General features: G+C 58.9%; 25 protein-coding genes. 15 read left to right on the top strand and 10 right to left on the bottom strand.

Annotated features, from left to right (window positions below):
- Positions 1-49: 49 nt before the first annotated feature.
- Genes mreC through ACR0AP_RS10875 form a run of 5 tightly spaced genes read left to right on the top strand, consistent with a single transcriptional unit; the run spans position 50 to position 5,511 of the window.
- Positions 50-952, top strand: coding sequence for a rod shape-determining protein MreC (mreC, locus tag ACR0AP_RS10895; RefSeq protein ID WP_480506769.1), 903 nt, complete (start codon positions 50-52; stop codon positions 950-952).
- Positions 945-1,481 carry a rod shape-determining protein MreD gene (locus ACR0AP_RS10890; RefSeq protein WP_480483238.1) on the top strand — a complete coding sequence of 179 codons (537 nt, stop codon included), beginning with the start codon at positions 945-947 and terminating at the stop codon, positions 1,479-1,481. The genes mreC and ACR0AP_RS10890 overlap by 8 nt, the downstream gene beginning before the upstream one ends.
- Entirely contained in the window at positions 1,478-3,427 is a 1,950-nt protein-coding gene (gene mrdA, locus ACR0AP_RS10885; RefSeq protein WP_480483236.1) for a penicillin-binding protein 2, read from the top strand. Before ACR0AP_RS10890 ends, mrdA begins: the two co-directional genes overlap by 4 nt.
- Positions 3,424-4,563, top strand: a complete 1,140-nt coding sequence (rodA, locus tag ACR0AP_RS10880) for a rod shape-determining protein RodA (RefSeq protein ID WP_209506418.1) — start codon at positions 3,424-3,426, stop codon at positions 4,561-4,563. The genes mrdA and rodA overlap by 4 nt, the downstream gene beginning before the upstream one ends.
- A gap of 15 nt (positions 4,564-4,578) precedes the next feature.
- Positions 4,579-5,511, top strand: a complete 933-nt coding sequence (locus ACR0AP_RS10875; RefSeq protein ID WP_480483233.1) for a 2-hydroxyacid dehydrogenase — start codon at positions 4,579-4,581, stop codon at positions 5,509-5,511.
- Between the two features lie 2 nt (positions 5,512-5,513).
- Here ACR0AP_RS10875 and ACR0AP_RS10870 read toward each other — a convergent pair whose 3' ends face one another.
- From ACR0AP_RS10870 to ACR0AP_RS10845, 6 genes are all read right to left on the bottom strand, one after another.
- Positions 5,514-7,529 (bottom strand): M3 family metallopeptidase, encoded by a 2,016-nt coding sequence (locus ACR0AP_RS10870; protein ID WP_480506768.1) that lies wholly within the window; start codon positions 7,527-7,529, stop codon positions 5,514-5,516.
- Positions 7,530-7,604: 75 nt separating this feature from the next.
- The gene (locus ACR0AP_RS10865) at positions 7,605-8,654 is read right to left on the bottom strand and encodes a HesA/MoeB/ThiF family protein (RefSeq protein WP_480486701.1); all 1,050 of its coding nucleotides are present in this window, start codon (positions 8,652-8,654) and stop codon (positions 7,605-7,607) included.
- Entirely contained in the window at positions 8,654-9,109 is a 456-nt protein-coding gene (gene dut, locus ACR0AP_RS10860) for a dUTP diphosphatase (RefSeq protein WP_480486699.1), read from the bottom strand. Before dut ends, ACR0AP_RS10865 begins: the two co-directional genes overlap by 1 nt.
- Positions 9,110-9,124: 15 nt before the next feature.
- On the bottom strand, positions 9,125-10,321 hold the full coding sequence (gene coaBC / locus ACR0AP_RS10855; protein ID WP_480506767.1) for a bifunctional phosphopantothenoylcysteine decarboxylase/phosphopantothenate--cysteine ligase CoaBC: 1,197 nt from the start codon (positions 10,319-10,321) through the stop codon (positions 9,125-9,127).
- 63 nt (positions 10,322-10,384) lie between these two features.
- A complete protein-coding gene (locus ACR0AP_RS10850) occupies positions 10,385-11,209 on the bottom strand; it encodes a ChaN family lipoprotein (RefSeq protein WP_480506766.1) in 825 nt (274 codons plus the stop codon).
- Positions 11,206-12,084 carry an RNA polymerase factor sigma-32 gene (locus tag ACR0AP_RS10845; RefSeq protein WP_480506765.1) on the bottom strand — a complete coding sequence of 293 codons (879 nt, stop codon included), beginning with the start codon at positions 12,082-12,084 and terminating at the stop codon, positions 11,206-11,208. The genes ACR0AP_RS10850 and ACR0AP_RS10845 overlap by 4 nt, the downstream gene beginning before the upstream one ends.
- Before the next feature lie 101 nt (positions 12,085-12,185).
- Between ACR0AP_RS10845 and cobU the strand changes: the two genes are divergently transcribed.
- Genes cobU through ACR0AP_RS10825 form a run of 4 tightly spaced genes read left to right on the top strand, consistent with a single transcriptional unit; the run spans position 12,186 to position 15,786 of the window.
- Entirely contained in the window at positions 12,186-12,707 is a 522-nt protein-coding gene (gene cobU / locus ACR0AP_RS10840) for a bifunctional adenosylcobinamide kinase/adenosylcobinamide-phosphate guanylyltransferase (RefSeq protein ID WP_480506764.1), read from the top strand.
- Positions 12,704-13,282, top strand: a complete 579-nt coding sequence (locus tag ACR0AP_RS10835; protein WP_480506763.1) for a histidine phosphatase family protein — start codon at positions 12,704-12,706, stop codon at positions 13,280-13,282. Before cobU ends, ACR0AP_RS10835 begins: the two co-directional genes overlap by 4 nt.
- Before the next feature lie 58 nt (positions 13,283-13,340).
- Positions 13,341-14,225 carry a glutathione S-transferase gene (locus ACR0AP_RS10830; protein ID WP_480506762.1) on the top strand — a complete coding sequence of 295 codons (885 nt, stop codon included), beginning with the start codon at positions 13,341-13,343 and terminating at the stop codon, positions 14,223-14,225.
- Positions 14,226-14,271: 46 nt separating this feature from the next.
- The gene (locus ACR0AP_RS10825) at positions 14,272-15,786 is read left to right on the top strand and encodes a YifB family Mg chelatase-like AAA ATPase (protein ID WP_480506761.1); all 1,515 of its coding nucleotides are present in this window, start codon (positions 14,272-14,274) and stop codon (positions 15,784-15,786) included.
- Here ACR0AP_RS10825 and gshB read toward each other — a convergent pair.
- The 3 genes from gshB to rsmI all read right to left on the bottom strand — a co-directional run bounded on the left by gshB (position 15,783) and on the right by rsmI (position 18,007).
- The gene (gene gshB / locus ACR0AP_RS10820; protein ID WP_480506760.1) at positions 15,783-16,715 is read right to left on the bottom strand and encodes a glutathione synthase; all 933 of its coding nucleotides are present in this window, start codon (positions 16,713-16,715) and stop codon (positions 15,783-15,785) included. The genes ACR0AP_RS10825 and gshB overlap by 4 nt on opposite strands.
- 61 nt (positions 16,716-16,776) lie before the next feature.
- Entirely contained in the window at positions 16,777-17,148 is a 372-nt protein-coding gene (locus ACR0AP_RS10815) for a YraN family protein (RefSeq protein WP_480483210.1), read from the bottom strand.
- A gap of 1 nt (position 17,149) precedes the next feature.
- Positions 17,150-18,007 carry a 16S rRNA (cytidine(1402)-2'-O)-methyltransferase gene (rsmI, locus tag ACR0AP_RS10810; RefSeq protein WP_480506759.1) on the bottom strand — a complete coding sequence of 286 codons (858 nt, stop codon included), beginning with the start codon at positions 18,005-18,007 and terminating at the stop codon, positions 17,150-17,152.
- 88 nt (positions 18,008-18,095) lie between these two features.
- Here rsmI and ACR0AP_RS10805 point away from each other — a divergent pair, with 88 nt between their 5' ends.
- Genes ACR0AP_RS10805 through murJ form a run of 3 tightly spaced genes read left to right on the top strand, consistent with a single transcriptional unit; the run spans position 18,096 to position 23,585 of the window.
- Positions 18,096-19,268, top strand: coding sequence for a penicillin-binding protein activator (locus ACR0AP_RS10805; RefSeq protein WP_480506758.1), 1,173 nt, complete (start codon positions 18,096-18,098; stop codon positions 19,266-19,268).
- On the top strand, positions 19,228-22,047 hold the full coding sequence (locus ACR0AP_RS10800; RefSeq protein WP_480506757.1) for a [protein-PII] uridylyltransferase: 2,820 nt from the start codon (positions 19,228-19,230) through the stop codon (positions 22,045-22,047). The genes ACR0AP_RS10805 and ACR0AP_RS10800 overlap by 41 nt, the downstream gene beginning before the upstream one ends.
- A complete protein-coding gene (murJ, locus tag ACR0AP_RS10795) occupies positions 22,044-23,585 on the top strand; it encodes a murein biosynthesis integral membrane protein MurJ (RefSeq protein ID WP_480506756.1) in 1,542 nt (513 codons plus the stop codon). Before ACR0AP_RS10800 ends, murJ begins: the two co-directional genes overlap by 4 nt.
- Here the strand turns inward: murJ and ACR0AP_RS10790 are convergent, their stop codons facing one another.
- The gene (locus ACR0AP_RS10790; protein WP_480506755.1) at positions 23,586-24,272 is read right to left on the bottom strand and encodes a rhomboid family intramembrane serine protease; all 687 of its coding nucleotides are present in this window, start codon (positions 24,270-24,272) and stop codon (positions 23,586-23,588) included. It abuts the gene before it with no gap.
- An 86-nt stretch (positions 24,273-24,358) separates the two neighbouring features.
- On the opposite strand from ACR0AP_RS10790, the gene trpS reads away from it, so the two are divergent.
- The 3 genes from trpS (at position 24,359) to ACR0AP_RS10775 (ending at position 26,843) form a co-directional block, all read left to right on the top strand.
- Positions 24,359-25,387 carry a tryptophan--tRNA ligase gene (trpS, locus tag ACR0AP_RS10785; RefSeq protein ID WP_480486677.1) on the top strand — a complete coding sequence of 343 codons (1,029 nt, stop codon included), beginning with the start codon at positions 24,359-24,361 and terminating at the stop codon, positions 25,385-25,387.
- Between the two features lie 59 nt (positions 25,388-25,446).
- The gene (locus tag ACR0AP_RS10780; RefSeq protein WP_480486675.1) at positions 25,447-26,310 is read left to right on the top strand and encodes a branched-chain amino acid aminotransferase; all 864 of its coding nucleotides are present in this window, start codon (positions 25,447-25,449) and stop codon (positions 26,308-26,310) included.
- Between the two features lie 77 nt (positions 26,311-26,387).
- Positions 26,388-26,843 carry a universal stress protein gene (locus ACR0AP_RS10775; RefSeq protein ID WP_267366250.1) on the top strand — a complete coding sequence of 152 codons (456 nt, stop codon included), beginning with the start codon at positions 26,388-26,390 and terminating at the stop codon, positions 26,841-26,843.
- Positions 26,844-26,845: the final 2 nt, after the last annotated feature.

Raw genomic sequence — 26,845 nt, 5'->3', positions numbered from 1 at the left:
CCTTTGAGCATTGGGTGAATTCGGCACGAGCAGCACGGGAAGGTAACCTGTGGCAAAAGACCGATCACAGCGCGATGAGTATACGACCCCCCTGCGCCGCTTATTGTTGGGGATCGTTGTGCTGTGCCTGCTTGGTATCTTCCTTCTGTGGCGCATCGACAGCCCGCGCGTAGAACGGTTCCGCGCGCGAATCGTGGATACGGTTTTACCGTCGATGGAATGGGCCATGGTCCCCGTGACTGCCGCCGTCAATCTGGTGCGTGACTTCCAAAGCTATCAGCGCCTGAGCGAGCAGAACCGGGAACTGCGTAGCGAACTGCGCCTGATGCGCGCCTGGAAAGAGGCTGCTTTGCAGCTTGAACAGGAAAACGCGCGACTGCTGGATCTGAACAATGTCCGCCTTGACCCTCGTCTGACCTACATCACCGGCGTTGTCATGGCCGACAGCGGGTCGCCATTCCGGCAATCCGTTCTGCTGAATGTCGGAGAGCGTGACGGGATCGTGGATGGATGGGCCACGATGGACGGCATTGGCCTGGTCGGCAGGATATCAGGTGTTGGCCCTGACACGGCACGCGTGATCCTTGTGACGGACGCCACCAGCGCCATTCCCGCAACCATTCAGCCTTCTGGCCAGACCGCTTTGATCAAAGGCGACAACAACCCCGCACCCGCGGTGGAGTTTCTTGAAAACCGCGAGTTGGTTCGCCCCGGCGACCGGGTGATCACTTCGGGTGATGGCGGCGTTTTTCCTGCGGGCCTGCTGATCGGTCAAATCGCGGCAGATCCCGGGGGGCGCCTGAGGGTCCGCTTGTCGGCAGATTTCGAAAGGCTCGAATTTCTTAGGGTTCTGCGGTTTCACTCGGCTCCGCCCATTCAGGATCCGGGCAGTATCGTCGGGCCTACCCGCCCAGAGGCAGCGCTGACCCCGGATGAGGTCAGCGATGGATAGACCGGCCTCGCAAATCTGGGCCATGCGCAGCCTTTATGCCTTGCTGGCATTTGCTGTACTGTTTCTGCATCTGTTGCCGTTGGACGCTCAACCCGATCGCTGGCCTTTTCCCGACGTCCTGATTGCCCTGACTTTTGCCTGGGTGCTGCGGCGGCCCGATTACGTCCCGACTGTATTGGTTGCGCTTGTCATGCTGATGGCCGACTTTCTACTGCAACGTCCACCGGGCCTTTTGGCCGCGCTGACCGTAGTCGGGTCGGCCTATTTGCGGTCAGCGGCGTTGGGTATGAGGGATGCGGGATTTGCCGGAGAATGGATGTCTGTCGGCATTGTGATCACGGCGGTCATTTTGATGAACAGGGTCGTACTATCGGTGATGTCCGTGCAACAGGCCGCATTGGGGCCGGTCGTGATTCAGCTTGTGCTGACGGTCGCTGTCTACCCGCTGGTCGTGCTGCTTAGCCAAAGCGCGTTGGGGGTTCGCCGCATATCCGCTGCTGATGTCAGCGCTGTGGGAAGCCGGGCATGAAACAGCGTAAACCCAAATCCCAGGGCCTTGCCTATAAGCGCCTGCCACGCAGAGCGCTGTTGCTGGGTGGTCTACAGGCGGTGTTCATAGGCGGTCTGGCGGCACGAATGCGGTTCATGCAGGTCGAACAGGCCGACGAATACCGCCTGTTGGCCGAAGAAAACCGTATCAACATCCGGCTTATCCCGCCGACCCGTGGGCGTATCTATGACCGGAACGGCCAGATCATCGGCCAGAACTCACCTTCCTATCGCATCGTCATCGTGCGTGAAGACGCCGATGACGTGGAAAAAGTCATCGCCAAACTGTCGGAACTGATCCCTCTGAACGAAGATGAGATCGAGCGCGCGAGGACTGAAATGCGCCGCTCGGCTCCGTTTCTGCCGGTGACGCTGGCGGATCAGGTTACGTGGGAGGATATCTCGAAGGTTGCGGTCAATGCTCCGGCGCTGCCGGGCGTAACGCCCGAGGTCGGCCTGACACGGCAATACCCACGATACGAGGATTTCGCACATATCGTCGGCTATGTTGGCCCGGTCAGCGACTATGACCTCAGCAAGATAGAAGACCCTGAGCCGGTATTGCGCATTCCAAGGTTCCAGATTGGAAAGGTTGGCCTTGAGGCCAAGCAGGAAATCGAACTGCGCGGCAAGGCCGGTGCAAAGCGGGTCGAGGTCAACGCGACGGGCCGCGTCATGCGCGAGCTTGACCGGCAGGAAGGACAACCCGGCGCAGACCTGCAACTGTCCATCGACGCTGATCTGCAACAATATGCACAGGCGCGACTGGCAGGCGAAAGTGCAGCCGCAGTTGTCATAGACTGCGAGACCGGTGACTTGCGTGCGGTCGCCTCGGCACCCAGTTTTGATCCGAACCTGTTTGTACGTGGCATTTCGGTCGCCGATTACCGGGCATTGACAGAAGACAAGTACCGCCCTCTGGCGAATAAATCCGTGCAAGGAACTTATCCTCCGGGATCGACCTTCAAGATGGTCACCGCGCTGGCCGCGTTGGAAGCTGGCGTAGTCTCTCCCGGCAACACCGTGTACTGCCCCGGACACCTGAAGGTCGGCAGCCGTCGCTTCCATTGCTGGAAGCGTGGTGGGCACGGGACGGTTGACCTCAACCTCTCGCTGAAACGCAGCTGCGATGTCTATTACTATGACGTGGCTCTGCGGGTTGGCATCGACAAGATCTCCGACATGGCCCGCACTTTGGGACTGGGCGTCAAGCATGACATCCCGATGTCGGCGGTGGCGGATGGGCTGGCCCCCAATCAGGAATGGAAGCAGCGCGCGCACGGTCAGGAGTGGCTTGTGGGCGATACGGCAAACGCGTCCATCGGCCAGGGATTCATGCTGGCTTCACCGCTGCAGCTTTCTGTGATGGCCGCCCGCATCGCCACCGGTCGCGCGGTCACGCCGCGCCTGGTGCGCTCGATCGACGGTGTTGAACAACCCTCGGGCGCCGGAGAACCACTGGGCCTTAATTCTTACAATCTGGAACAGGTCCGCAAGGCCATGTTCTCGGTCTCGAATGACAGGCGGGGAACGGCATATCGAAGCCGCATCATCGCGGATGAGTTCCGGATGGCGGGGAAAACCGGAACCAGCCAGGTTCGAAACATCACCAAAGCAGAACGGGCCGCAGGCGTGATCCGAAACGAGGACTTGCCGTGGGAGCGTCGCGACCACGCGCTGTTCGTTTGCTTTGCACCGTATGACAACCCAAAATACGCCGTGGCCGTGGTTGTTGAGCATGGCGGCGGCGGGTCCACAGCCGCAGCCCCGGTTGCACGCGACATCATGCTGCAAGCTCTTTATGACGGCACACCGCCGCTTGAAGCCTACCCCGTCGCCGACCGCGAACGCATCAAGGAACAGCAAAAACGGCTGGAGGGTGACAAGCGCCCCAAGGCGCGACCGGATGAAAAGGACCGTGCATGAGCTATCTTGAATATGCCGTCAAGTCCACGCCGTCGGGGTTTCGTAAGTTTCTGTATATGAACTGGCCGCTGACATTGCTGTTGATCAGCACCGCCAGCGCGGGCTTTCTGATGCTGTATTCTGTTGCGGGCGGTTCGTGGACGCCCTGGGCCGAGCCGCAAATGGAACGTTTCGGGCTTGGCCTGACAGTGATGTTCATCATCGCACTGGTTCCGATCTGGTTCTGGCGCAACATGTCGGTGCTGGCCTATCTCGGCTCGGTGGCATTGCTGGTATTTGTTGAACTGTTCGGCACCATCGGCATGGGTGCGCAGCGCTGGATCGACCTTGGGTTTATGCGCCTGCAACCCTCAGAGGTCATGAAAGTCACGCTGGTCATGTTGCTTGCAGCTTATTACGACTGGCTTCCCTCGCACAAAACGTCTCGTCCGCTTTGGGTTCTTATCCCGGTTGTCCTGATCATCCTGCCTACCTTGCTGGTTCTGAAACAGCCCGATCTTGGCACATCCATCCTGCTTCTGGCCGCAGGAGGTGGTTTGATGTTTCTGGCAGGGGTTCACTGGGCCTATTTTGCCGCCGTTATTGCTGCTGTCGTGGGCCTGATCGCCGCTGTGTTCAACAGCCGTGGGACCGACTGGCAATTATTGAAGGACTATCAGTTTCGGCGCATCGACACCTTTCTGGACCCGTCCACCGACCCATTGGGGGCCGGATACCACATTACCCAGTCCAAGATTGCCTTGGGGTCCGGGGGATGGAACGGGCGTGGTTTCATGCAAGGCACGCAGTCCCGCCTGAACTTCCTGCCCGAGAAGCATACTGATTTCATTTTCACGACGTTGGCCGAAGAGTTCGGATTTGTCGGGGGAACGACCCTGTTGACCCTTTATGCCTTGATTCTGGTTTTCTGCATGGTCACGGCCCTGGCAACCAAGGACCGGTTTTCATCTCTGGTCACGCTGGGTATCGCGCTGAACTTCTTCCTGTTTTTTGCCGTCAACATGTCGATGGTGATGGGCATGGCCCCGGTCGTGGGTGTACCACTGCCAATGGTCAGCTATGGTGGCTCGGCCATGCTGGTTCTGATGGCGGCCTTTGGCATCGTCCAAAGCGCCCATATTCACCGCCCCCGTTGATCTGAAAGGGCTCTGATGTCTGTGAACGTCCTGTTTTCCGCGCGCCCTGCCCTTTGGCCGGTGTATCAGCCGCTGCTGACACAATATCTTGATGAGGCGGGACTGGACGTCCAGCTAGGAACCGAGTTCGAACCGGATCAGGTCGATTACGTTGTTTACGCCCCAAACGGAGGGGTACAGGATTTCAGACCTTTCACGCGCCTGAAAGCGGTGCTGAGCCTTTGGGCCGGTGTCGAAAAAATCGTGGGTAACGAAACACTGACCGTTCCATTGGCGCGGATGGTGGATCACGGCCTGACGCAAGGCATGATCGAGTGGGTGGTTGGCCACGTTCTGCGCTACCATCTGGGGATGGACCGGCACATCACGGTACAGGACGGTGTCTGGACCCCAGATATCCCACCGCTGGCCCAAGAGCGCAACGTTTGTATTCTGGGGCTTGGAGCATTGGGCGAAGCCGTGGCCCGCGCGCTGACCGCGCTTGAGTTTCGGGTCTTAGGCTGGAGCCGTACAGCCAAGAACATCCCCGGCGTAACCTGCCTGCATGGTGCCGAAGGGCTGCGCCAGGCGCTTTCTCATGCCGAAATCGTAGTCTTGTTGCTGCCTGACACACCTGCCACTGAAAACGCGCTGAATGCGGAAACGCTGGCCCTGCTTCCCAAAGGTGCGCGTATCATCAACCCGGGACGCGGGCCGCTGATTGATGATGATGCGCTATTGGATGCCCTGAACTCGGGCCAGGTGGGCCACGCAACGCTGGATGTGTTCCGTGTCGAGCCCTTGCCCACCGATCACCCCTATTGGGCGCATCCGAATGTCACCGTGACCCCGCATATCGCGTCCGAGACCCGCCCGATCACTGCCGCACAGGTCATTTGCGAAAACATCCGGCGCGGGGAATCCGGCGAGCCCTTTGTGCACCTTGTCGACCGCACGCTGGGCTACTGAAGTCACGCCGCAATCAGACCGCGGCCTTTCAACAGGGCATCCACGCCCGGCAATCGCCCCCGGAACGCCAGATACAAATCCTCTGCCTCGCGCGAACCGCCGGTGGACAAGATATTGTCTTCCAGCGCTTTGGCCCGTTCAGGATCAAAGGCACCACCTGCTTCTTCGAAGGCCGCAAAGGCGTCAGCATCCATCACCTCGGACCACATATAGCTGTAGTAGCCCGAGCTATAGCCATCGCCTGCGAAAACATGCGCAAAGTGGGGCGTGGCATGGCGCATTCCAATGGCTTGCGGCATCCCCAACCCGGCTAGAACCTCGGCCTGTTTTGCCATCGGGTCCGCCGGGGCGTCGCCATCGTGGAAAGCCAGATCGACAAGGGCCGAGGCGACATATTCCACCGTCTGGAACCCCTGGTCGAAATTGGCGGCATTCAGCACTTTTTCAAGCATCTCCTTCGGCATCGGTTCGTTCGTTTCGGCATGGGTGGCGAACTCGGCCAGAACTTCGGGCACTTCCAGCCAGTGTTCATAAAGCTGGCTGGGCAGTTCTACAAAATCGCGCGCAACCGAAGTCCCCGAGATGCTTTCATAGGTCACGTTGGACAGCATCTGATGCAAGGCGTGGCCAAACTCATGGAACAGGGTGCGTGCATCGTCATAAGACAGCAGCGCCGGATCACCCTTGGCGAAGTTGCAGACATTGATGACAATCGGTGCCTGTTCTTTCGGGAATCTGGCCTGTGCCCGCATCGCGCTGCACCAGGCACCTGATCGCTTTGCCCCCCGTGCAAAGTAGTCACCTATGAACACGGCGACGTGCCGACCGTTGCGCGTAACTTCCCACGCGCGGCAATCCGGGTGATAAAGCGGCACGTTCAAAGGCTTGAACTCCAGCCCGAACAAGCGGTTTGCGCAAGCAAACGATGCCTCGATCATTCGGTCCAGTTGCAGGTAGGGTTTCAGTTCCGCCTCATCCAGATCATGTTCCGCCTTGCGCCGCTTTTCAGCGTAATAGCGCCAGTCCCAAGCTTCCAGCGGACCATTGACGCCGTCTTCCTGCATCATCTGGGTCAGGATTCCTGCGTCCGCATCAGCGCGAACCTTGGCTGGTTCCCACACCTGCATCAACAACTCGCGTACCCGGTCCGGCGTGCGCGCCATCTCGGTTTCCAGCTTGTAATCCGCGAAGTTGTCATAGCCCAACAGCTTGGCGCGTTCCTCACGCAAGCTCAGAATCTCAGCCGCGATGTCGCGATTGTCTGTCTCGCCACCATTGGCCCCGCGGGCAGCCCAGGCGCGATATGCTTTTTCGCGCAGGTCCCGACGAGGTGAAAACTGAAGAAACGGCACGATCAGCGACCGGGACAGGGTAACAACCGGCCCCTCCGCACCCTTTTCCGCACCAGCAGCGCGCGCCGCATTCACAACGAAATCCGGCAGGCCCTGCAGATCTTGTTCGGTCAGGTCCATGAACCAATCCCGCTCATCCGCCAGCAGGTTCTGGGTAAAGGATGTCCCCAATGAGGCTAGGCGCGACTTGATTTCTTGCATACGAGCGTCTTCGTCCCCGTCCAACGCCGCGCCTGCACGAACAAATCCTCGATGGGTCAGCATCAGAACGCGTACCTGTTCCTCGGTCAGGTTCAGGTTTTCGCGCCGCGCCCAAAGGTCGGCAACGCGTTCAAACAGCGCCTTGTTCGAGGAAATTCCCGAGAAATGGGCCGACAACTTGGGGGAAAACGCGCGCTGCAACTCTTCCCGCTTGGGGTTGCTGTCTGCGCCTGCAACGGTGAAGAAGACCGACAGAACCTTGTCCAGCTGCTCGCCCGCAGCCTCAAGGGCTTCCACCGTGTTCGCGAAAGTAGGGGCCTCTGCATTTGCTGCAATCGCGTCGATCTGCGCGTTATGCGCAGTCATCGCCTGATCCAAAGCCGGGGCAAAATCTTCATCCGAAATATCGGCGAAAGGGGCTATTTCGAATGGGGTGGTCCAGTTGGACAGGATCGGGTTGGTCATGCGGATCTCCTTTGATCCTATAGCTAGTTCGCCATGGCCGGGTGTTCCAGAACCCCCAGCCCACATTAAGAAAGGTTAATTGCTTGCGGCACCACAAATGGGGCAATCGGCACGGCGGGTCAGAGTGATCTTGCGACTTTCACCGTACAGGGCGTCGTAGATCAGCATCTCGCCCCGCAGCGCCATGCCAGCGCCCGTTATCACCTTGATCGCCTCGACCGCCATCATCGATCCGACGACGCCCGGCAATGGGCCAATCACACCAGCCTCGGAACAGGACGGGGCCAGACCGGGGGCCGGGGCTTCGGGAAAGATACACTGATAGCACGGGCTGCCATTGGCTGGGTCAAACACGCTGAGCTGCCCTTCCCACTGCGACAAGGCCCCCGAAATCAGTGGCTTGCCCAACGCGGCGGCGGTTCGGTTTGCCAGGTACCGGGTCTCAAAATTATCCGTACCGTCAAGGATCAGATCGAAGTCGGCAAAAAGATCTGCTGCGATTTCATCGCTTAATCTGCGATGAAAGGGCAGAACCTCCACATTCGGGTTCTGCGCCTCCATAGCTTGCTGGGCGGAAAAGACCTTGGGCATATCGATATCTGCATCGCGGTGGATCACCTGCCGCTGCAGGTTCGCATTCTCGACTATGTCGTCGTCAATGACCCCGATTGTACCCACACCTGCGGCCGCCAGATATTGCAGCGCCGGGGCGCCTAAACCTCCCGCGCCGATCACCAGAACACGGGCCTGTTTCAACTTTTTCTGACCCGGCCCGCCCAATTCGCGCAGCACAATGTGACGGGCATACCGGTTCAGTTCGGTTTCGGTGAAACGGTCAGAGGGCATGGTGGTTTCCGGCTTGGATGCTTGTACTGCGCGGTTACGCAGGGCCTTCAGCACACGGCCATATAACAAAACGATGGCCGCGAAACCTGCAAGGATCAGCCACAGCGCCGCAGACCCACCGGTTGCTTCGCGCAGAGGATGCCCATCCGGCAAGATCAGATGAGACAGGATCACCCCGACCAACAACACACTCACCGACACCACGCGCGCGGTTTTTGACGTGCCGGCGATATAGCCAACGCCCCATAGCCCCGCTGCCAGAACAAGAACCAGCAACATCAGCCGCGCCCGGTCGAGCCGAAACCGCCAGCCCCGCGATCTGTTTCACCCAATGCCTCAGCCAGTTCGAATGCCGCCTGCACGACAGGGGCAACTACCAGCTGCGCGATACGATCGCCATGGACAATCTCGAACGGTTCCTGACCGGCATTCATCACGATTACCCCCAGAGGTCCGCGATAGTCACTGTCGATAGTGCCCGGTGTATTGGGCAGCGTGATCCCGTATTTCAGTGCAAGGCCCGAGCGGGGACGAACCTGAACCTCGTATCCCTGCGGGATTTCAATGCGCAGACCGGTCGGAACAAGCGCCCGCTGTCCGGGCTCCAGCATGATCGAAGCCCCCTGGGGCAAGTTGGCCCGCACGTCCGCGCCAGCAGCACCCGCAGTTTCGTAAGACGGAAGCGCCACGGCGGGGTCTGCCCCGTCTTCGCGGATCACTCGAATTGCAACCATGGTTTTGCCTTTCCTTCAGCCCGCCAACGCGTCCGCGATCCTGCTTGCCAACCGCCGCGCAACCTCGGCCTTGCCCATACGCGGCCATTCCTCGGCTCCGCTGTCCGAAATCAGGATAACCGCATTCTCGGACCCGCCCATGATCCCGGTGGCAGGGCTGACATCGTTGGCAACAATCCAGTCACAGCCTTTGCGCAGCCGCTTGGCGGTAGCATGTTCGATCACGTCATCGGTCTCGGCCGCAAAGCCGACAACCAAAGGTGGGCGCCCATTTTCCATCCGCGAGACACGTTTGAGAATGTCGGGGTTCTCGGCAAACTCCAGAACCGGAAGCCCGTCTCGGCTTTTCTTCAGCTTCTTGTCCGACGCACTGGCCACGCGCCAATCTGCCACCGCAGCCGCAAACACGCCCGCGTCGACGGGAAGCGCCGCATCAACCGCGTCCGACATCTGTTGCGCGGTCTCGACCGGCACGACCTGCACACCCGCCGGAGGCGGTACGTCTGCGGGGCCTGTGACAAAGATCACCTCGGCCCCCAAATCCGCAAGCGCCTGTGCCACGGCCGAGCCCTGCGCCCCGGAAGAGCGGTTCGCGATATACCGGACCGGATCAATCGGCTCATGCGTCGGGCCCGAAGTTACCAGCACGCGCTTTCCCACCAAGGGTCCTGCCGCAAGCTGCGCCTCAACCGCCGCGACGATTTCCAGCGGTTCCGACATGCGTCCCGGCCCATATTCACCGCAGGCCATATCACCTTCGTTTGGGCCAACAAAGCGCACGCCATCCGCTTGAAGCTGCTTCAGGTTGCGTCGCGTCGCCGGGTGTTCCCACATGCGTACATTCATCGCGGGCGCACACAGAACAGGCGTGTCTGTCGCCATCAGAAGGGTCGATGCCAGATCATTTGCCAACCCCCCCGCCATCTTGCCCATCAGGTCCGCTGTTGCGGGGGCCACGACGATCAGATCGGCAGAGCGTGACAGCTGGATATGACCCATCTCGGCCTCGGCGGTCAGATCGAACAGGTCACCATAGACCTTTTCTGAGGCAAGGGCAGACACGGACAGAGGTGTTACAAATTCCTCTGCCGCACGCGTCAGCACAGGCGTTACGGCCGCGCCACGTTCACGCAGCCTGCGGATCAGGTCCAGCGATTTGTAGGCCGCGATGCCGCCGCCGATGATCAGCAGAATGCGTTTGGATGACAGCATGTTCAGCCCTTCCTGTCCCGGTCGGCCCCGACATTAGGCAAGCCCAGCAGGTTGTTCCAGCGATTAATTCTGAACCTGAAACGCCGCACAGGGATCTTCACGCTCGACTGTGGGGCTGTCGATTACGATATCAAAGTCACCGTCGATGATGTCGTCTTCGGACTGTCCGACCGAGACCACCTTCCATCCGGGTTGAAGGCGTTCAAGAAATGTCGGGATACCTCGGTCTTTGCGCGCATGTCCGTTCCCAGTGATCACGGCAACCGGGCCGCCGGTTTCTTCCATCGCGCGTATCACCGCGCGCGCAAGAACCGCATCGCGCAAACGCTGGATCGCGACCATCTGGGGTAACATTTCGGGTGGGAGAGCATCGCAATGCGCGGCCATTTGATCCGCCTCACGCGCCTCCTGCTCCTCGGGCGTCAGCGGTACAGTCAAACCATAGCGCGCCGCGTCTGCACCCAGCGCCGTGGCGGCCCCGCGTTCCATCGCAGCCCGCGCGGCAGCACGCGGCACCATGGCCCCGTAAACCGGCGCGCCTGAGGCTTTGAACACCGGATAATACAGCCTGAGCGGTGGCCAACCACTTTCTGCCCATTGCAGAATTCGGCTCAACTCTTCCGGGTTGGAGACGGCTTTTTGCGCCAGCCGTTGCGCGCCTTCTTCGGTGACCATCTCCCAGACGACGGCCGAGGGTGAGATTTCCTTTATCGCTTCGGCTTGAATGAAGTGGTGGCGGGGATTGTCGTGAACCTCACCCAGAATTACCACATCTGCATCCCGCATCGCGAGAGCCACATCATCGGAAATAAGATCTTCCGCCAGTCCGGGTCGCGCCGCTGTGACCATAAGGCCCAGAACACACGCAAGAATCGCAAGCTGTTTCATGCGATGAAGTGTTGCACCTCGCTCGACTGGGCTTCAAGGTTCTTGCGCATTTTTGCGAACGCTGCGGCCTCAAGCTGTCGCACCCGCTCCTTGGACAGTCCCAACTCGACGCCGAGACTCTCCAGTGTCCGCGCAGGCTCGCGCAGTTTGCGTTCGCACACAATGAACCGCTCGCGGTCATTCAGTGCGTTCATCGCGATCAGCAACCACTGGCGCAATTGTTCGGTATCGTGGGTGTGCTCAACTGCTTCAGCGGCCTGTTCGCGTTCATCTTCCAGCGCATCGATCCATTCGCGCCCGTCTTCGTCGGCGGATTGCACCGCGTTCAGTGAAAAATCCGACCCTGACAGCCGACCTTCCATCAGTTCAACGTCGCGCAAAGGAACCCCGATTTCCGTGGCGATCATCTGATGCAGCTGGTGGCGGTCCAGTTCAAGCCCTTCGGTCGCGGCCTCGCGTTCCAGCCGGGCCTGAACCCGACGCATGTTAAAAAACAGCGATTTCTGCGCCGAGGTGGACCCCGTTCGCACCATGGACCAGTTCCGCATCACATAATCCTGAATGCTCGCCTTGATCCACCACACCGCATAAGTCGAAAACCGCACCCCGCGATCAGGGTCGAACTTGTCTGCGGCCTTCATCAAACCCAGACCGGCCTCCTGGATAAGGTCATTCATCGGCGCGCCATAGCGTTTGAACTTGGCCGCCATCGAAATTGCCAGCCGCATATACGCTGTGATCAGGCGGTGCAGCGCCTGTTCATCACGCTGGTCACGCCAGGCATAGGCCAGCCTCAGTTCCGTTTCCGCATCCAGCAACTCGGCCTTCATCGCTTGCCGGGACATCGAAAAATCTGTCGCGTTGTCCAGTGCCATAAACCTCTCCCCCTGATTTGCAGGCGTTGGCCGGGCTTGCCATGCCGACCTATGACCGATACGCAAAACAGCACTAATTGGATCATCTTTAGGTAAGTACTGTGGCGTCAGATTTAACCTTAATTCTGGGCGGAGCTGCTTCAGGCAAGTCGGCATTTGCCGAGAACCTCGTTGTTTCCACAGGGAAAAATCGAGTTTACCTAGCGACATCACAAGTGTTTGATGACGAGATGCGGCAGAAGGTTGATCGCCATCTGGAACAGCGGGGCGGCGGGTGGACCACGATTGAAGAGCCTCTAGACCTGAAGCCGGTGCTGTCCAGCCTGTCCTCGGATCAGGTCTGTCTGGTCGATTGCGCCACCATGTGGCTCAGCAATCACTTGCTGGCCGAAACCGATCTGGGCGAGGTCCAAACTGACCTGCTAAAGTCGCTGCGCGCATGCCCCGCGCAGATTGTGATCGTGTCGAACGAAGTCGGGCACGGTATTGTTCCGGATAACGCGCTTGCCCGCCGCTTTCGCGAAGCGCAGGGCCGGCTGAACATCGCACTTGCGGCGCAGGCTGATCTGGTGGTGCAAGTGACCGCCGGGTTGCCGTTGGTCCTGAAAGGGCAGCTACCGTGACACGACTGCATCTTGTTCGCCACGGGCCCACGCATGCAAAGACGATGGTTGGCTGGTCCGATCTGCCTGCTGATCTAAGCGATACAGCGGCGCTGAAGCGCCTGCACGACCATTTGCCATTCGATGCACTTGTGATTTCGTCCGACCTGTCGCGCGCAATTGACACTGCTTCGGCCATTCAGGGCCAGCGTCACCGTCTGCCACATCACCCGGACCTGCGGGAAATCCATTTCGGTCAGTGGGAGCTTCGCGGGTTTGCCGATATTGAAGCCGAAGACCCCGAGCTGGCTTTTGCCTATTGGGACAACCCCGGTGATGTCCGCCCACCGCAAGGTGAAAGCTGGAATGAGGTCCGCGACCGGGTCGATTCCGCGATCGACGCGCTTATGTCCGCGCATACGGGCCGCGATCTGGTGATCGTCGCGCATTTCGGCGTGATCCTGACACAAGTGCAGCGCGCCCTTGGTCTGGACGGGCAGCAGACCTTTGCGCATCGGATCGACAACCTTTCGGTGACGGATATCGCTGTCAACGGCGGGGCGTGGACTGTCGGGTCGATCAATCACCTTCCGTGAACAGGTCCAACACAAATCACTGATTTACCGGTCCGCAAAGCTGAGGCATCGTCCGCGCATGACTTATGACCTTTATATCGGCGATCGCCTCTTCTCCAGCTGGTCAATGCGCGGCTGGTTGATGCTTGAGAAATTCAACCTGCCCTATCGCAGCCACATGATCGGCCTCTATTCCGGCACTATGGCGCAAGACATGGAACCGCTGGCCCCTGCCCGCCTTGTCCCTGCCCTGCGCATGCCGGATGGAACGGTTGTGGGGGAAAGCCTGGCGATGGCCGAAACACTGGCCGAACGCCACCCCGATGCCGGGTTGTGGCCTTCGGATGCCGCAGCCCGGGCAACGGCCCGCTGGCTATGCGCTGAAATGGTAGCCGGATTCAGCGCCCTGCGTGGAGAATGCGCCATGCAGCTGCGCAACGTGTGGCAAGGCTTTACGCCGTCTGAGGCGACTTTGTCAGACCTGGAGAGGATTGAAACACTCTGGGCACATGCGAGGAGCGTGTCAGGGGCAGACCAAGGCCCGTTATTTGGTGCCTATTCACTGGCAGACGTCTTCTACACACCCGTTGCTGCGCGGATTATAGGATATGGGCTGCCGGTGTCAGAGGCGAACCGGGCTTATTGCATGGAACTGCTCTCTGATCCCATCGTCAGACAGTGGCGCGCCATGGGATTGACCGTAGAGTATGACACCTTCCCATACGCGCAGGACTTGCCGTCCGGCCCTTGGCCAGTCGGGGGTGTTTCTGCTGCGAAGCCGGTTTCAGGTGGTCCGTCAATCAACGCCGCCTGCCCGTATTCCGGCAAGCCTGTCACCGATTTCCTGGAGCTTGACGGGCAATGCTGGGGGTTCTGCAACCCATTCTGCCGGAACAAAACTGTGGCCGACCCCGGAGCATGGCCCAAATTCGCGGCCATGCGCGCAGCCGTTAACGACTCTTAAACCAGAACCGTGGCAGCAACGTCCTGTTAACCAAAACAGGACTGCCATGGTCGCCCGCGCCCACACCGTTGCTTTTCAAGGCGTTGATGCCCGCCCGGTCGAGGTGCAATGCGCAGTCTCACCCGGACTGCCAGCCTTTTCCATCGTGGGCCTGCCCGACAAAGCCGTGTCCGAGGCGCGTGACCGCGTCCGCAGCGCGCTGAACGCGATGGCCATTGCGCTGCCGTCCAAGCGGATCACCATCAACCTGTCCCCCGCCGACCTTCCTAAAGAAGGCAGCCATTTCGACCTGCCCATCGCGGTCGCGCTTTTGTCCGCGCTCGACATCATCCCTGCCGATGCCGCGGAAAGCACCGTTGCATTGGGGGAGTTGTCACTCGACGGTTCTCTGGTGCCCGTTGTTGGTGCTTTGCCCGCCGCGATGACGGCCGCGTCAGAAGACCGCACATTGCTTTGTCCGCGCGCCTCCAGCGCCGAGGCGGCCTGGGTCGATGCCACTCAGGTGATCGGTGCCGGATCGCTTGGAGAGGTCGTGCGCCATTTCTCAGGCCAATCCCCTTTGCCAGCGGCACAACCCGGCGAAGTGAACCTGACACCGTCCAACCGCGACCTGCGCGATGTGAAAGGGCAGGAGCGCGCCAAACGCGCCCTGGAAATCGCCGCCGCCGGACGTCACCATCTGATCATGATCGGCACGCCGGGATCGGGCAAATCCATGCTGGCGGCGCGGCTTCCCGGAATTCTACCGCCGCTTACAGCCGTGGAAGCCCTGGAAACATCGATGATCCAATCGCTATGCGGGTTACTGGATGAAGGCGGAATAAACCGCACTCGCCCGTTCCGCGAACCGCACCACACGGCCTCGGTGGCGGCCATAGTTGGTGGCGGGAAAGGGGCCAAACCGGGCGAAATCTCATTGGCCCATAATGGTGTGCTGTTCATGGATGAATTCCCCGAATTTCCACGCACCGTTCTGGAAACCCTGCGGCAACCCATTGAAACCGGCGAAGTCATGGTGGCGCGCGCGAACGCCCATGTGAAATACCCATGTCGTTTCATGCTGGTGGCCGCCGCCAACCCTTGCAAATGCGGCTATCTGACCGATCCGTCCCGTGCCTGTTCGCGGGCACCGGGATGTGGCGAAGATTACCTGAACCGAATCTCGGGCCCTTTGATGGACAGGTTCGATCTGCGGATCGAAGTTCCGCCCGTGGGCTTTATTGACCTTGATCTGCCCCCTTCGGGCGACAGTTCGTCGACGGTTGCAGCACGTGTCGAAAGGGCGCGTGCCATACAGGCAGACCGGTTTCGTGACACGCCGGAGTTACGACAAAACGCTGACGCAGAAGGCAAAATACTGGAAGAGATCGCCACGCCCGATGCCGAAGGAAAAGAACTGCTGTTGAAAGCTGCGGATCGGTTCGGCCTGTCAGCTCGGGCCTTCCATAGAATCCTGAGGGTGGCGCGCACCATCGCCGATCTGGACGGCGCGACCGATATCCGCCGCCCACACGTGGCCGAGGCACTGAGTTTTCGCATCTCTGCCCGGGTTATGGCCTAAAGCCTGGCCTCGATGGCCTGCCAGATCTTTTCCGCAATATTTACGCCATCAAACCGTTCCAGCTCTTGAATGCCAGTCGGTGAAGTCACGTTAATCTCGGTCAGATAGTCGCCAATAACGTCAATTCCGACAAAGACCTGACCTTTTTCCTTCAGCAGAGGGCCAATCGCCGCGCAGATCTCAAGATCGCGTTCGGACAAGCCGATCTTTTCCGGACGTCCGCCAACATGCATGTTCGACCGCGTTTCGCCTTCGGCGGGTACCCGGTTGATTGCGCCGACCGCTTCGCCATCCACCAGGATCACCCGTTTGTCGCCATTGCTGACATCCGGCAGGAATTTCTGCACGATCAGAGGTTCGCGCGAGAATCCGGTGAACAGCTCATGCAAGGAAGTCAGGTTGCGGTCATTGGCATCAAGCCGGAACACACCCGCGCCGCCGTTCCCGTAAAGCGGTTTGAGGATGATATCGCCGTGCTTTTCCTTGAACGCCTTGATCGTCTGTAAATCGCGCGCAATCGTTGTTGGCGGGGTCAGGTCGGGGAAATCCAGCACCAACAGCTTTTCCGGGTAGTTGCGCACCCAGAACGGATCGTTGACGACCAGCGTCTGACCCTTGAGACGATCCAGCAAATGTGTGGACGTGATGTAGTGCATATCAAAAGGCGGGTCCTGGCGCAGCCAGACGACATCGAAATCGGCAAGATCCACCTCACGTTCGGGGCCCAGAACCGCAGGATCTCCGGCAACCCTTTGCACGGTCATGTCGTGACCTCGTGCGGTGATGCGACCCTGCTGATAGGCCAAGTGATCCGGACCGTAGAAAAACAGGGAATGCCCGCGCGCCTGTGCCTCTTCCGCCAGACGGAATGAACTGTCGGCGTTGATATTCACGGCCCCGATCGGGTCCATTTGAAAGGCGATTTTCATGACATGTCCCTCAGTTTCCCGCCAGATACATGGACCAGCACGCCTGTGGGTTCAATGGGGCTTAGCCAAAACCAAAGGCGTTTTCGATGATTTGAACCGCGCCAGAGCCATCCACAAGTGCCGCGTCAAAGCGTACGTTTGTCAGCTGCCCGTCCGGCTCGTTTTCCAAGAACTGCGCGGCGGAGGCATAAATTCGTTCGATCTGCTTGCGGCTGATCCGGGCAGCGGCTTTTTCAAAGCTGGTGCTTTTCTTAACTTCGATAAACACAAGCCCGTCGCCGTCGCGCGCAATCAGGTCGATCTCTCCGCCAGCGCCCCGCCAGCGACGATGCGCTATGGCAAAGCCCCGACGTTCGTAATCTGCAGCGACCTGTGACTCTGCGGCCTGTCCGGCGTGGTAAGAGATCGAACCCTGTCGTTCACGCCGCCCCATGTCATCCCTTGCCCAATTTCAGAGCTTTCTGGTAAATCGGTCGGCGCGGCAGGTCGTACATTTCCGAGACAAGATCCGCTGCATCCCGAACCGAGTGATTTTCCAAAGCTCGTTTCAAAGCTTCTTCTAGATCGGATTCGTTAACACTTTGCGAATGACTGCGGTCCACCAGCAGGACGATCTCGCCTTTGACGGTTTTTTCCCGATACTCCTCTGCCAAATCGGAAAGGCTGCCGCGGCGGACCTCTTCAAATTTTTTCGTCAGCTCTCGACAAAGCGCAGCCTGCCGTTCAGGCCCAAGGCACTCAGCCAGGTCCGACAGACAGGCGGCAACGCGTTTTGGAGATTCGTAGAACACCAATGTGCCGGGGATGTCCTTCAACGCCTCGATACGGGTACGGCGTGCTTTGGATGCGTTGGGAAGGAAGCCTGCAAAAAAGAAGGCATCGGTGGGAAGCCCCGCCAACGTCAGGGCCGTTACAACAGCTGATGCGCCGGGGGCGCAGGTCACGGTATACCCGGCTTCGGCGGCCTGCTTGCCCAGATCATAGCCCGGATCGGCAATTAGCGGCATTCCTGCTTCGGACGCGTAGGCCACCGATTGCCCTTGCGCCAGCGCCTCCATGATTTTGCCGCTTGCGCCTGCGCCGCTGTGGTCGTGATAGGCTTGGATTCGCCGACCTTCCAGCGGGATGCCATGTATATCCATCAAGCGACGTAAACTGCGGGTGTCTTCTGCCGCAATCACATCGGCTGAGGCCAAAACATCCAGGGCTCTGAGCGTAATGTCGCGTGCTGTTCCAATCGGAGTGGCAACAAAATACAGGCCCGCAGCCAACTTGATCTTTTGGAAATTCAAAGCTGGACCCTCACAGCGTGACGTTTATTATCGCGGCTCATCAGAACAGAAGCATTCGCAGCCGTCGGATCAGGGAGTTTTCATTTAGATGTTTACCGTTTGCAAGCCCGTAAGCAAGCTGGCGAAAGTCGCCGCTACCCTGACGACCGCAGCGTTTCTTGCTGCCTGTGAACCGAGTGGTCTTGGCGGAGGTCCATCGATCAATACCTCGAAACCGGTTCCTGTCGCCTTGCTGGTTCCCAGAGGATCTGCGCAATCTGGTGATGCAGCGCTGGCGCAAAGCCTTGAGAATGCCGCGCGTCTTGCGATGTCGGATTTGCCGAATGTCCAGATCGACTTACGCGTTTATGACACGGCCGGAAACCCGAACACGGCGACGGCCGTTGCACAGCAGGCTGTCGCGGACGGAGCAAAAATCATCATTGGTCCGGTATATGCCCAGGCAGCAAATGCTGCCGGGTTGGCGGTGCTGAGCAAGAACGTCAACGTTCTTTCGTTTTCAAACAACGCCAGCATTGCAGGCGGCAACGTCTTTGTATTGGGCCCGACCTTTGACAACACGGCCAACCGGCTGGTGAATTATGCGGGCAGTCAGGGCAAGGTCAACACGGTGGTCGTGCACAGCAACGACGCCGCAGGACAGTTGGGCCGGTCCGCAATCGCCAATGCCATAGCGAACAGTCGGGTCAACAATGCAGGGACCGTCGCATACGACCGGTCGCAACAGGGCGTCATCAATGCGGTTCCCACGATCAAGGCCACCGTCGATTCGACGGGCGCGGATTCGATCTTTCTGACGGCGACCACGGCGGGGGCATTGCCGCTGTTCTCGCAATTGCTGCCAGAGGCCGGTGTTTCTCCGGCAACCACGCAATTCATTGGCCTGACACGTTGGGATATCCCTCCGCAAACTCTGGAGCTTCCTGGGGTTCAGGGGGGGTGGTTTGCGTTGCCTGACCCGTCTAAGGCACAAGCCTACCGTCAGCGTTACAACGCAACCTACGGCGAAGCACCGCACCCGATCAGCGGCTTGGCCTATGACGGCATCGCCGCAATTGGTGCCTTGGTCAGCCAGGGCAAATCTGACGCCCTGACCGCTTCGGCCCTGACACAGAACGCCGGTTTCCAGGGTGTTGGCGGCATCTTCCGCCTACGCCCGGACGGCACCAACGAACGCGGTCTGGCCGTTGCCACGATCCAGAACAAACAGGTGGTTGTGATTGACCCTGCCCCACAAAGCTTCTCTGGTGCCGGTTTCTGATCTGACGGGCGCGATCAACGTGCCCGAAAGCGCGTTGATCTGCCCCGCCGGGGACATTTTCGACAGCACTGCCGTCAATGATGCGCTGGCTCAGGCCTTTGAGGTCTGCCCGGACAACACCAAAATGCGGTCCGAGACGGTGCGCATTCTGCGCGAGGCTCAAAAGGCCGGCCGCGCGGCCATTGCAGAGGCATTTGGCGAACGTCCTTTCGACGCGCGCGCACTCACGCGCTCATATACATACCTGACGGATCAACTGGTTGGGACGGCGATGCTGGTCTCAAGCGCACGCCTGCATCCGCTTGCAACGCCCACCCAAGGAGAAAAGATCGCCGTTCTGGCTGTTGGCGGTTACGGGCGCGGGGAAATGGCGCCGTTTTCCGACGTCGATCTGCTGTTCCTCACCCCCTACAAGATCACCGCATGGGCCGAGAGCGTCATCGAGTCGATGCTTTATATCCTGTGGGATTTGCGGCTTAAGGTCGGGCATTCGTCACGCACGATCAAAGATTGTCTGCGGTTGGGTGCCGAGGATTTCACGATCCGCACAGCGATGTTGGAGCAACGCTATCTGGCCGGTGACAAGGCACTGGCGGACGGGTTGGACCGACGGCTGAAAGACGAACTGTTCAAGGGAACCGAACGCGAGTTTATTGAAGCCAAGTTGCACGAACGTGATGAACGCCACCACAAACAAGGCGAGCGTTACATGGTCGAACCCAACGTGAAAGAAGGCAAAGGCGGCTTGCGCGATTTGCAATCCCTCTACTGGATCGCGAAATATATCTATGGCGTTCAGGACGTGGCCGAACTGGTGCCTTTGGGCTTGTTCACCCCCGAAGAGTTCAAGACCTTTGTTCAGGCCGAAGAATTCCTTTGGGCTGTGCGCTCGCACCTGCATCTGGTCACCGGTCGCGCGACCGAGCAGCTTACCTTTGACATGCAGGTCGAGGTCGCCGCACGCATGGGGTACGAGGACCGTGCCGGGCGTCGCGCAGTCGAAGTGTTCATGCAGCGGTATTTCCGCGAAGCCACCCGCGTGGGTGAGTTGACGCGCATCTTCCTGACCAAACTCGAATCGCTGCATATGAAAGGTGCGCCGTTGCTGGAGCGCATTTTCCGCAGACGTCGACGGGTCAAGGCAGGTTACAAGGTGGTTCACGGCCGTCTGGATCTGGTGGAACCTGAAAAATTTCTATCCGACAAAGTGAACCTGCTGCGCCTGTTCGAAGAAGGTTTGCGGACAGGTATGCTGATCCATCCCGATGCTATGCGGCTGGTCAGCGCGAACCTACATCTGATCGATGACGAGATGCGCGGCGACAAGGAAGCCCAGCGCATTTTCCTGGATCTGATGTTGAAACACGGCAACCCAGAACGCGCATTGCGAAGGATGAACGAGCTGGGCGTACTGTCCGCTTTCCTGCCCGAGTTCGAGCATATCGTGGCGATGATGCAGTTCAATATGTATCACAGCTATACGGTGGACGAGCATACGATCCAATGCATCGTCAATCTTGCCCAGATCGAACGCGGAGAGCTGGTCGAATCCCTGCCTCTGGCGTCATCGATTCTGAAAGGCGGGGTGAACCGAAAGGTGCTGTATGTCGCGCTTCTTCTTCATGACATTGCGAAAGGTCGCCCCGAAGATCACTCGATTCTGGGGGCGCAGATCGCGCGCAAGGTGGCGCCTCGGCTCGGCCTGAACAAATCGGACTCCGAAACCGTCGAATGGCTGGTGCGCTATCACTTGCTAATGTCCGATATGGCCCAAAAACGCGATATCTCCGACCCTCGGACGGTGCGCGATTTTGCCAAGGCCGTTCAGACAACCAAGCGGCTTGATCTGCTGACGGTTCTGACGGTTTGTGACATTCGCGGTGTTGGCCCGACCACCTGGAACAACTGGAAGGCCACCTTGCTGCGCGCCCTGCATGCTGAAACAAAGCGTGCACTGGAAACCGGTATGGAAGACCTGAACCGGGCAAACCGGGGGGCCGAAGCCAAAACAGCGCTGCGCCGTGCTTTGGACAACTGGTCCAAAGCTGACCTCAAGGTCGAGACCGGGCGCCACTACGCCCCTTATTGGCAGGGCCTGAATCTTGCGACGCATATCGAGTTTGCCGAGATGCTGCACGCGCTGGAACAAAGCGGCGATCCCGGCGCGATGGAAATTCGCCTGCAACCTGATGAAGACCGGGATGCGACGCGGGCCTGTTTTGCGATGGGCGATCACCCCGGTATTTTTGCCCGCATCGCCGGGGCACTGGCCCTGGTCGGCGCGAATGTCGTCGATGCCCGCAGCTATACCACCAAAGACGGTTACGTGACGGACGCATTCTGGATTCAGGATGCCGAAGGGCACCCGTTCGAGGCATCACGCCTTCCACGCCTGACGCAGATGATTCACAAGACCCTACGCGGTGAAGTCGTCGCCAAGGAAGCGCTGAAGTCGCGTGACAAAATCAAAAAACGCGAACGCGCTTTCAACGTACCAACGCATATCACATTCGATAATGAGGGTTCTGAAATCTACACGATCATCGAGGTGGACACACGCGACCGCCCCGGCCTGCTGTTTGATCTGACCCGGACCCTGGCCGCGGCGAACGTGTATATCGCCAATGCCGTGATCGCGACCTATGGCGAACAGGTGGTCGATACGTTCTACGTCAAGGACATGTTTGGCTTGAAATATTACTCGGAAAGCAAGCAGCGCGGGCTTGAGGCCAAGTTGCGCACGGCAATCACCGAAGGCGCCGAGCGTGCGGCCTCATGAAGCAAATACGCTTGTTCTCGGGCCTGTTCACGGTCGGCTTCTGGACGCTCGCCAGCCGAATTCTGGGGTTTCTACGGGAAATACTGCTGACGGCCTATATCGGACCGGGCCCAGTGATGGATGCTTTTGTTGCAGCCTTTCGCCTGCCCAACATGTTCCGCCGCTTTTTCGCCGAGGGGGCATTTAACGCGGCCTTTGTGCCGATGTTTTCCAAACGACTGGAAGCAGACGAAGACCCTCAGGGTTTTGCGCAGGACGCGTTCAATCTTTTGGCCGTGGCTGTTCTTGCGCTGGTCGGGCTGGCCATGGTTTTCATGCCCGGTCTGGTGTGGCTGACCGCCGAAGGGTTTTATGGCGATGAACGGTTCGATCTGGCGGTGGACTATGGATATGTTGTATTTCCATATATCCTGTTCATGTCTCTGGCTGCCTTGTTTTCAGGTGTTCTGAATGCAACCGGGCGGTTCGCAGCGGCGGCAGCCGCACCTGTTCTGCTGAACATTTTCGCCTGCACCGCCCTGATCGCAGGTGCCATGTCCGGCGGCGAGGTGATCCGGTGGTTGATCTCAGTCATTCCGGTCGCCGGTGTCGCGCAACTGGCGTTGGTCTGGGTTGCAACCGAACGCGCCAACATCCGCATTCGCCCCAGCCTGCCGCGTCTGACGCCCGAAATGCGGCGGATGGTACGTATCGCGGTCCCGGCCGCGCTGGCGATGGGGGTCACACAGGTCAATCTGGTTGTCGGGCAATTGGTTGCATCGAAAACCGAAAAGGCCGTCAGTTGGTTGTTTGCCGCAGACAGGCTCTACCAGTTGCCTTTGGGAGTGGTAGGCATTGCTGTCGGCATAGTCTTGTTGCCGGACCTGTCCCGCCGCTTGCGCGCGGATGACAAAGAAGGCGCACGCAATGCCTTTTCCCGGGCCGGTGAGTTCACATTGCTGCTGACGCTGCCTTCGACTGTGGCCTTCGTGGTTATGCCAACCCCCCTCGTGTCGGTGCTGTTCGAACGCGGCCAGTTCGGCCCCGAGGACACGGCCGCCACGGCCCTTGCGGTTGCCATCTACGGGGTCGGGCTTCCGGCCTTCATGTTGCAAAAATTGCTGCAACCACTGTTTTTTGCGCGCGAGGATACACGTTCCCCGTTTCACTACGCGATTGTTGCGATGATCGTGAACGCAGCTCTGGCGTTTGGTCTGTTTCCACTGGTGGGCTGGATCGCGCCGGCAATTGCCGCATCGACTGCCGGGTGGGCGATGGTCGTTCTGCTGGCACTTGGCGCACGACGAATGGGTGAAGAGGCGCGCTTCGATGTCCGGTTCAGAAAGCGCGCAGGCCGGATTGTGGCTGCTTCGCTTGGGATGGGCGCGATCTTATACGCAGCGCTTTACCTGTTCGGGTGGGCTTTGGATGTTCCCGGCTGGCGCTATCTGGCATTGCTGGTCCTGATCATGGTCGCTGCCGTCTCATATTTCCTTCTGGGCCATATCTTCGGCGCCTTCAAGCTGTCGGAGTTCAAGCAAGCCCTGCGCCGGTCGTGATCAATCCCGGCGAATGCGTCCGACGATCCGTGACCACGCGCCCGGTGCAACAAGAAAAGACAAGCCAAAACCGGTGGCAAACCCACCCAGATCAGCAACCCATTCCCAGTTGCCACCAAAGATCAGGCCGAAAAGAAATTGTATGCCCATAAGGACGGCAATCAATTGAAATGCCCGTGCTTGGTTTGCACCTACAAGTGACAGTTTGCGCCACAACAACCACGTAAATGCGCCAATCAGACCATACACCGGCGGGAACCCTCCAATCAGCGGATAGCGTGGGTCCAGTAACGCAGCGTAGACTAATGCGCCGCCAATGCCCGACACGACAAAAATCAGCAGCATCGGGAAACCGCCGAACACTTCGCCAACCATTTTGCCCATCGCCAGCACGAAAACACAGACGAAAATCGCCTGCGTGAAATTGGCGGATACAAAGGGATAGGTAACAAAGCGGATGACATGTTCGAATGGCCAGCGCCCGTTCAGAACCATCCAGTCGAAAATATCCGCAGAAAACGCATAATGCTGGATCGCATCCAGCCGCCAGCCCACCGCTGCTGGTCCTCCGACCAGCCCGCGTGATCCCAGCGTGAAGGCAATTTCTATCCCGATGATGAACAGAACCAGCGCCACCACAGCAGGTGGCAGAGGGTTCACAGGCGGTGTGTAATGTTCACTGCTCATTGGGCTGGCCTTTCGCGGCAGTTGACGTCCCTTTGCCTCATGGGTAAGCGACGGGGGCTGATTTTTCCAGACAGGAGTTCCCTTTGATGACTGAGTCCCAATTCACGCCGCGCGTGTTTTCCGGCATCCAGCCTTCGGGAAACCTGCACCTAGGGAACTACCTTGGTGCACTCAAGCGATTTGTCGATATGCAGGGCCCCGAATTCGAAACCGTCTATTGCATGGTCGATTTGCACGCCATCACCGTATGGCAGGACCCGGATCGTCTGCGTGAAAAAACACGCGAGGTTTGCGCGGGCTTTATCGCGGCGGGTCTTGATCCAGAAAAATCAATCCTGTTCAACCAAAGCCAGGTGCCCGAGCACACTCAGCTGGCCTGGATTTTCAACTGTGTCGCCCGAATGGGCTGGATGCAACGGATGACGCAGTTCAAGGACAAGGCTGGCAAAAATGCGCAAAATGCCTCGCTTGGCCTGTTTGCATACCCTGCGCTGATGGCAGCCGATATTCTTGTCTACCACGCGACACATGTTCCTGTGGGTGAAGACCAGAAGCAGCACCTGGAATTGACCCGCGATATCGCGATCAAGTTCAACCACGACTACGGCGTCGACTTCTTTCCCGTGACTGAGCCCGTGATTGGAGGCCCTGCCCCGCGCGTGATGAACCTGCGGGACGGTTCGCGCAAAATGTCGTCCTCCGACCCCTCGGACATGAGCCGGATCAACCTGACCGATGATGCCGATGCGATCGCCAAGAAAATCCGCAAGGCCAAGACCGACCCTAACGCTTTGCCGTCGGATGTCGAAGGTCTGGAGGGCCGCCCCGAAGCGCGCAATCTGGTCAATATCTACGCAGCACTCAGCGAACAGAGCATAGCGCAGGTTCTGGCCGAAGTTGGGGGCAAGCAGTTCGGTGATTTCAAACCGATGTTGGCTGATCTGGCAGTCGCCAAGCTGGCCCCAATCTCGACTGAGATGTCGCGTCTTATGGGAGAACAGGCCGAGATTGACCGGATTCTGGCTCATGGGGCCGAGCGCGCCCGCCAGATCGCCGCTCCGATCCTGCAAAAGACCTATGAAATCGTCGGTATGGTCGGATCGGCATCACGCTGAATGCACTGGACCTTCGCCTGACGCCCTCCTAGGGTCTGCCTGAACCACAGGAGGGCGTCATGGCAACCGGCAAAAACATCCGGACCTATTTCCAAGGCCAATGGCATGACGGGGATACTCCCATCATGCGCGCAGCGGATCACGGGTCGTGGCTAGGGTCTTCGGTCTTTGACGGCGCCCGTTATTTCGACGGGTTGGCCCCTGATCTGCACGCGCATTGCGCTCGGGTGAACCGGTCCGCCGAAGCCCTGATGCTGACACCGACCATGACAACCGAGCAGATGGTCGAATTGGTACATGAAGGGTTGCAAGCCTACAGCCCTGACACGGCTGTCTATATCCGCCCGATGTATTGGGGCATTGACGGCGATAGCACGGCAATCGTTCCGCAGGAAAACAGCACAGGGTTTGCCATCTGTCTGGAAGAAATCCCAATGGCACCAGAAACGGCTTCGGCCACGCTGTCGACCACGCGATTCCGTCGCCCGGTACTGGAATCGGCTGTGGTCAATGCCAAGGCCGGGTGCCTTTACCCCAACAATGCGCGCATGTTGCAAGAGGCACGCTCCAAAGGATTCTCGAACGCTCTGGTCGCTGACGCGATGGGCAATGTGGCCGAAACGGCAACGGCCAACATCTTCATGGTCAAGGATGGCGAGGTCTTTACCCCGATCCCCAACGGCACATTTTTGGCAGGGATCACGCGGGCGCGACATATCAAGAATCTGCGCGAGGATGGTGTTACAGTTCATGAAACGGTCTTGGGTTTCGAGGATTTTCACCAGGCGGATGAGGTTTTCATGTCCGGCAATATGAGCAAGATCACATCGGTAACTGCGCTGGAAGACACACAGTTTCAGGTTGGTCCCATTGCCCGCCGTGCCCGCACACTTTACTGGGACTGGGCTGCAAGCGAACGCTAGTACATCGACATGAACGTGTCCGAGTTGCCAGCACGCAAACGCTCGGGCATGATCCCTTAAAATTGAAGAGGACACCCATGCGTAAGTTCTTAGTTGTTCTGGATGACAGCCGTGAATGCCTGAACGCAATGCGGTTCGCCGCGATGCGTGCCGCGCATACAGGTGGCGGAGTGACGATCTTGTCGGTTATTCCGCCGGACGAGTTCAATCACTGGATCGGTGTTGCCGAAACCATGCGCGAAGAAGCCCGGGAACGTATCCATGCCCATTTCGAAGTCTTCGCCAAATGGATGCGCGACAAACAGAACGTAGAACCTGAACTGGCCATTCGCGAAGGTGATCCGGTGCCGCAGATCATCGAACACGTTCAGTCTGACCCTGAGATCGGCGTTCTTGTTCTTGGGGCGGGGACTGACAAGAAAGGCCCCGGTCCGCTGGTAACCCAGCTCACAAAAAACTCTGGCAGCCTACCGATCCCGATCACGATTGTTCCAGGTGACCTGAGCAAGGAAAAGTTGGAAGAAATCACCTGAGG

The organism is Ruegeria sp. AF7, from assembly GCF_056541885.1.
Note: the sequence above shows the minus strand (reverse complement) of the source record. Positions and strands in the feature narration are given on the sequence as shown.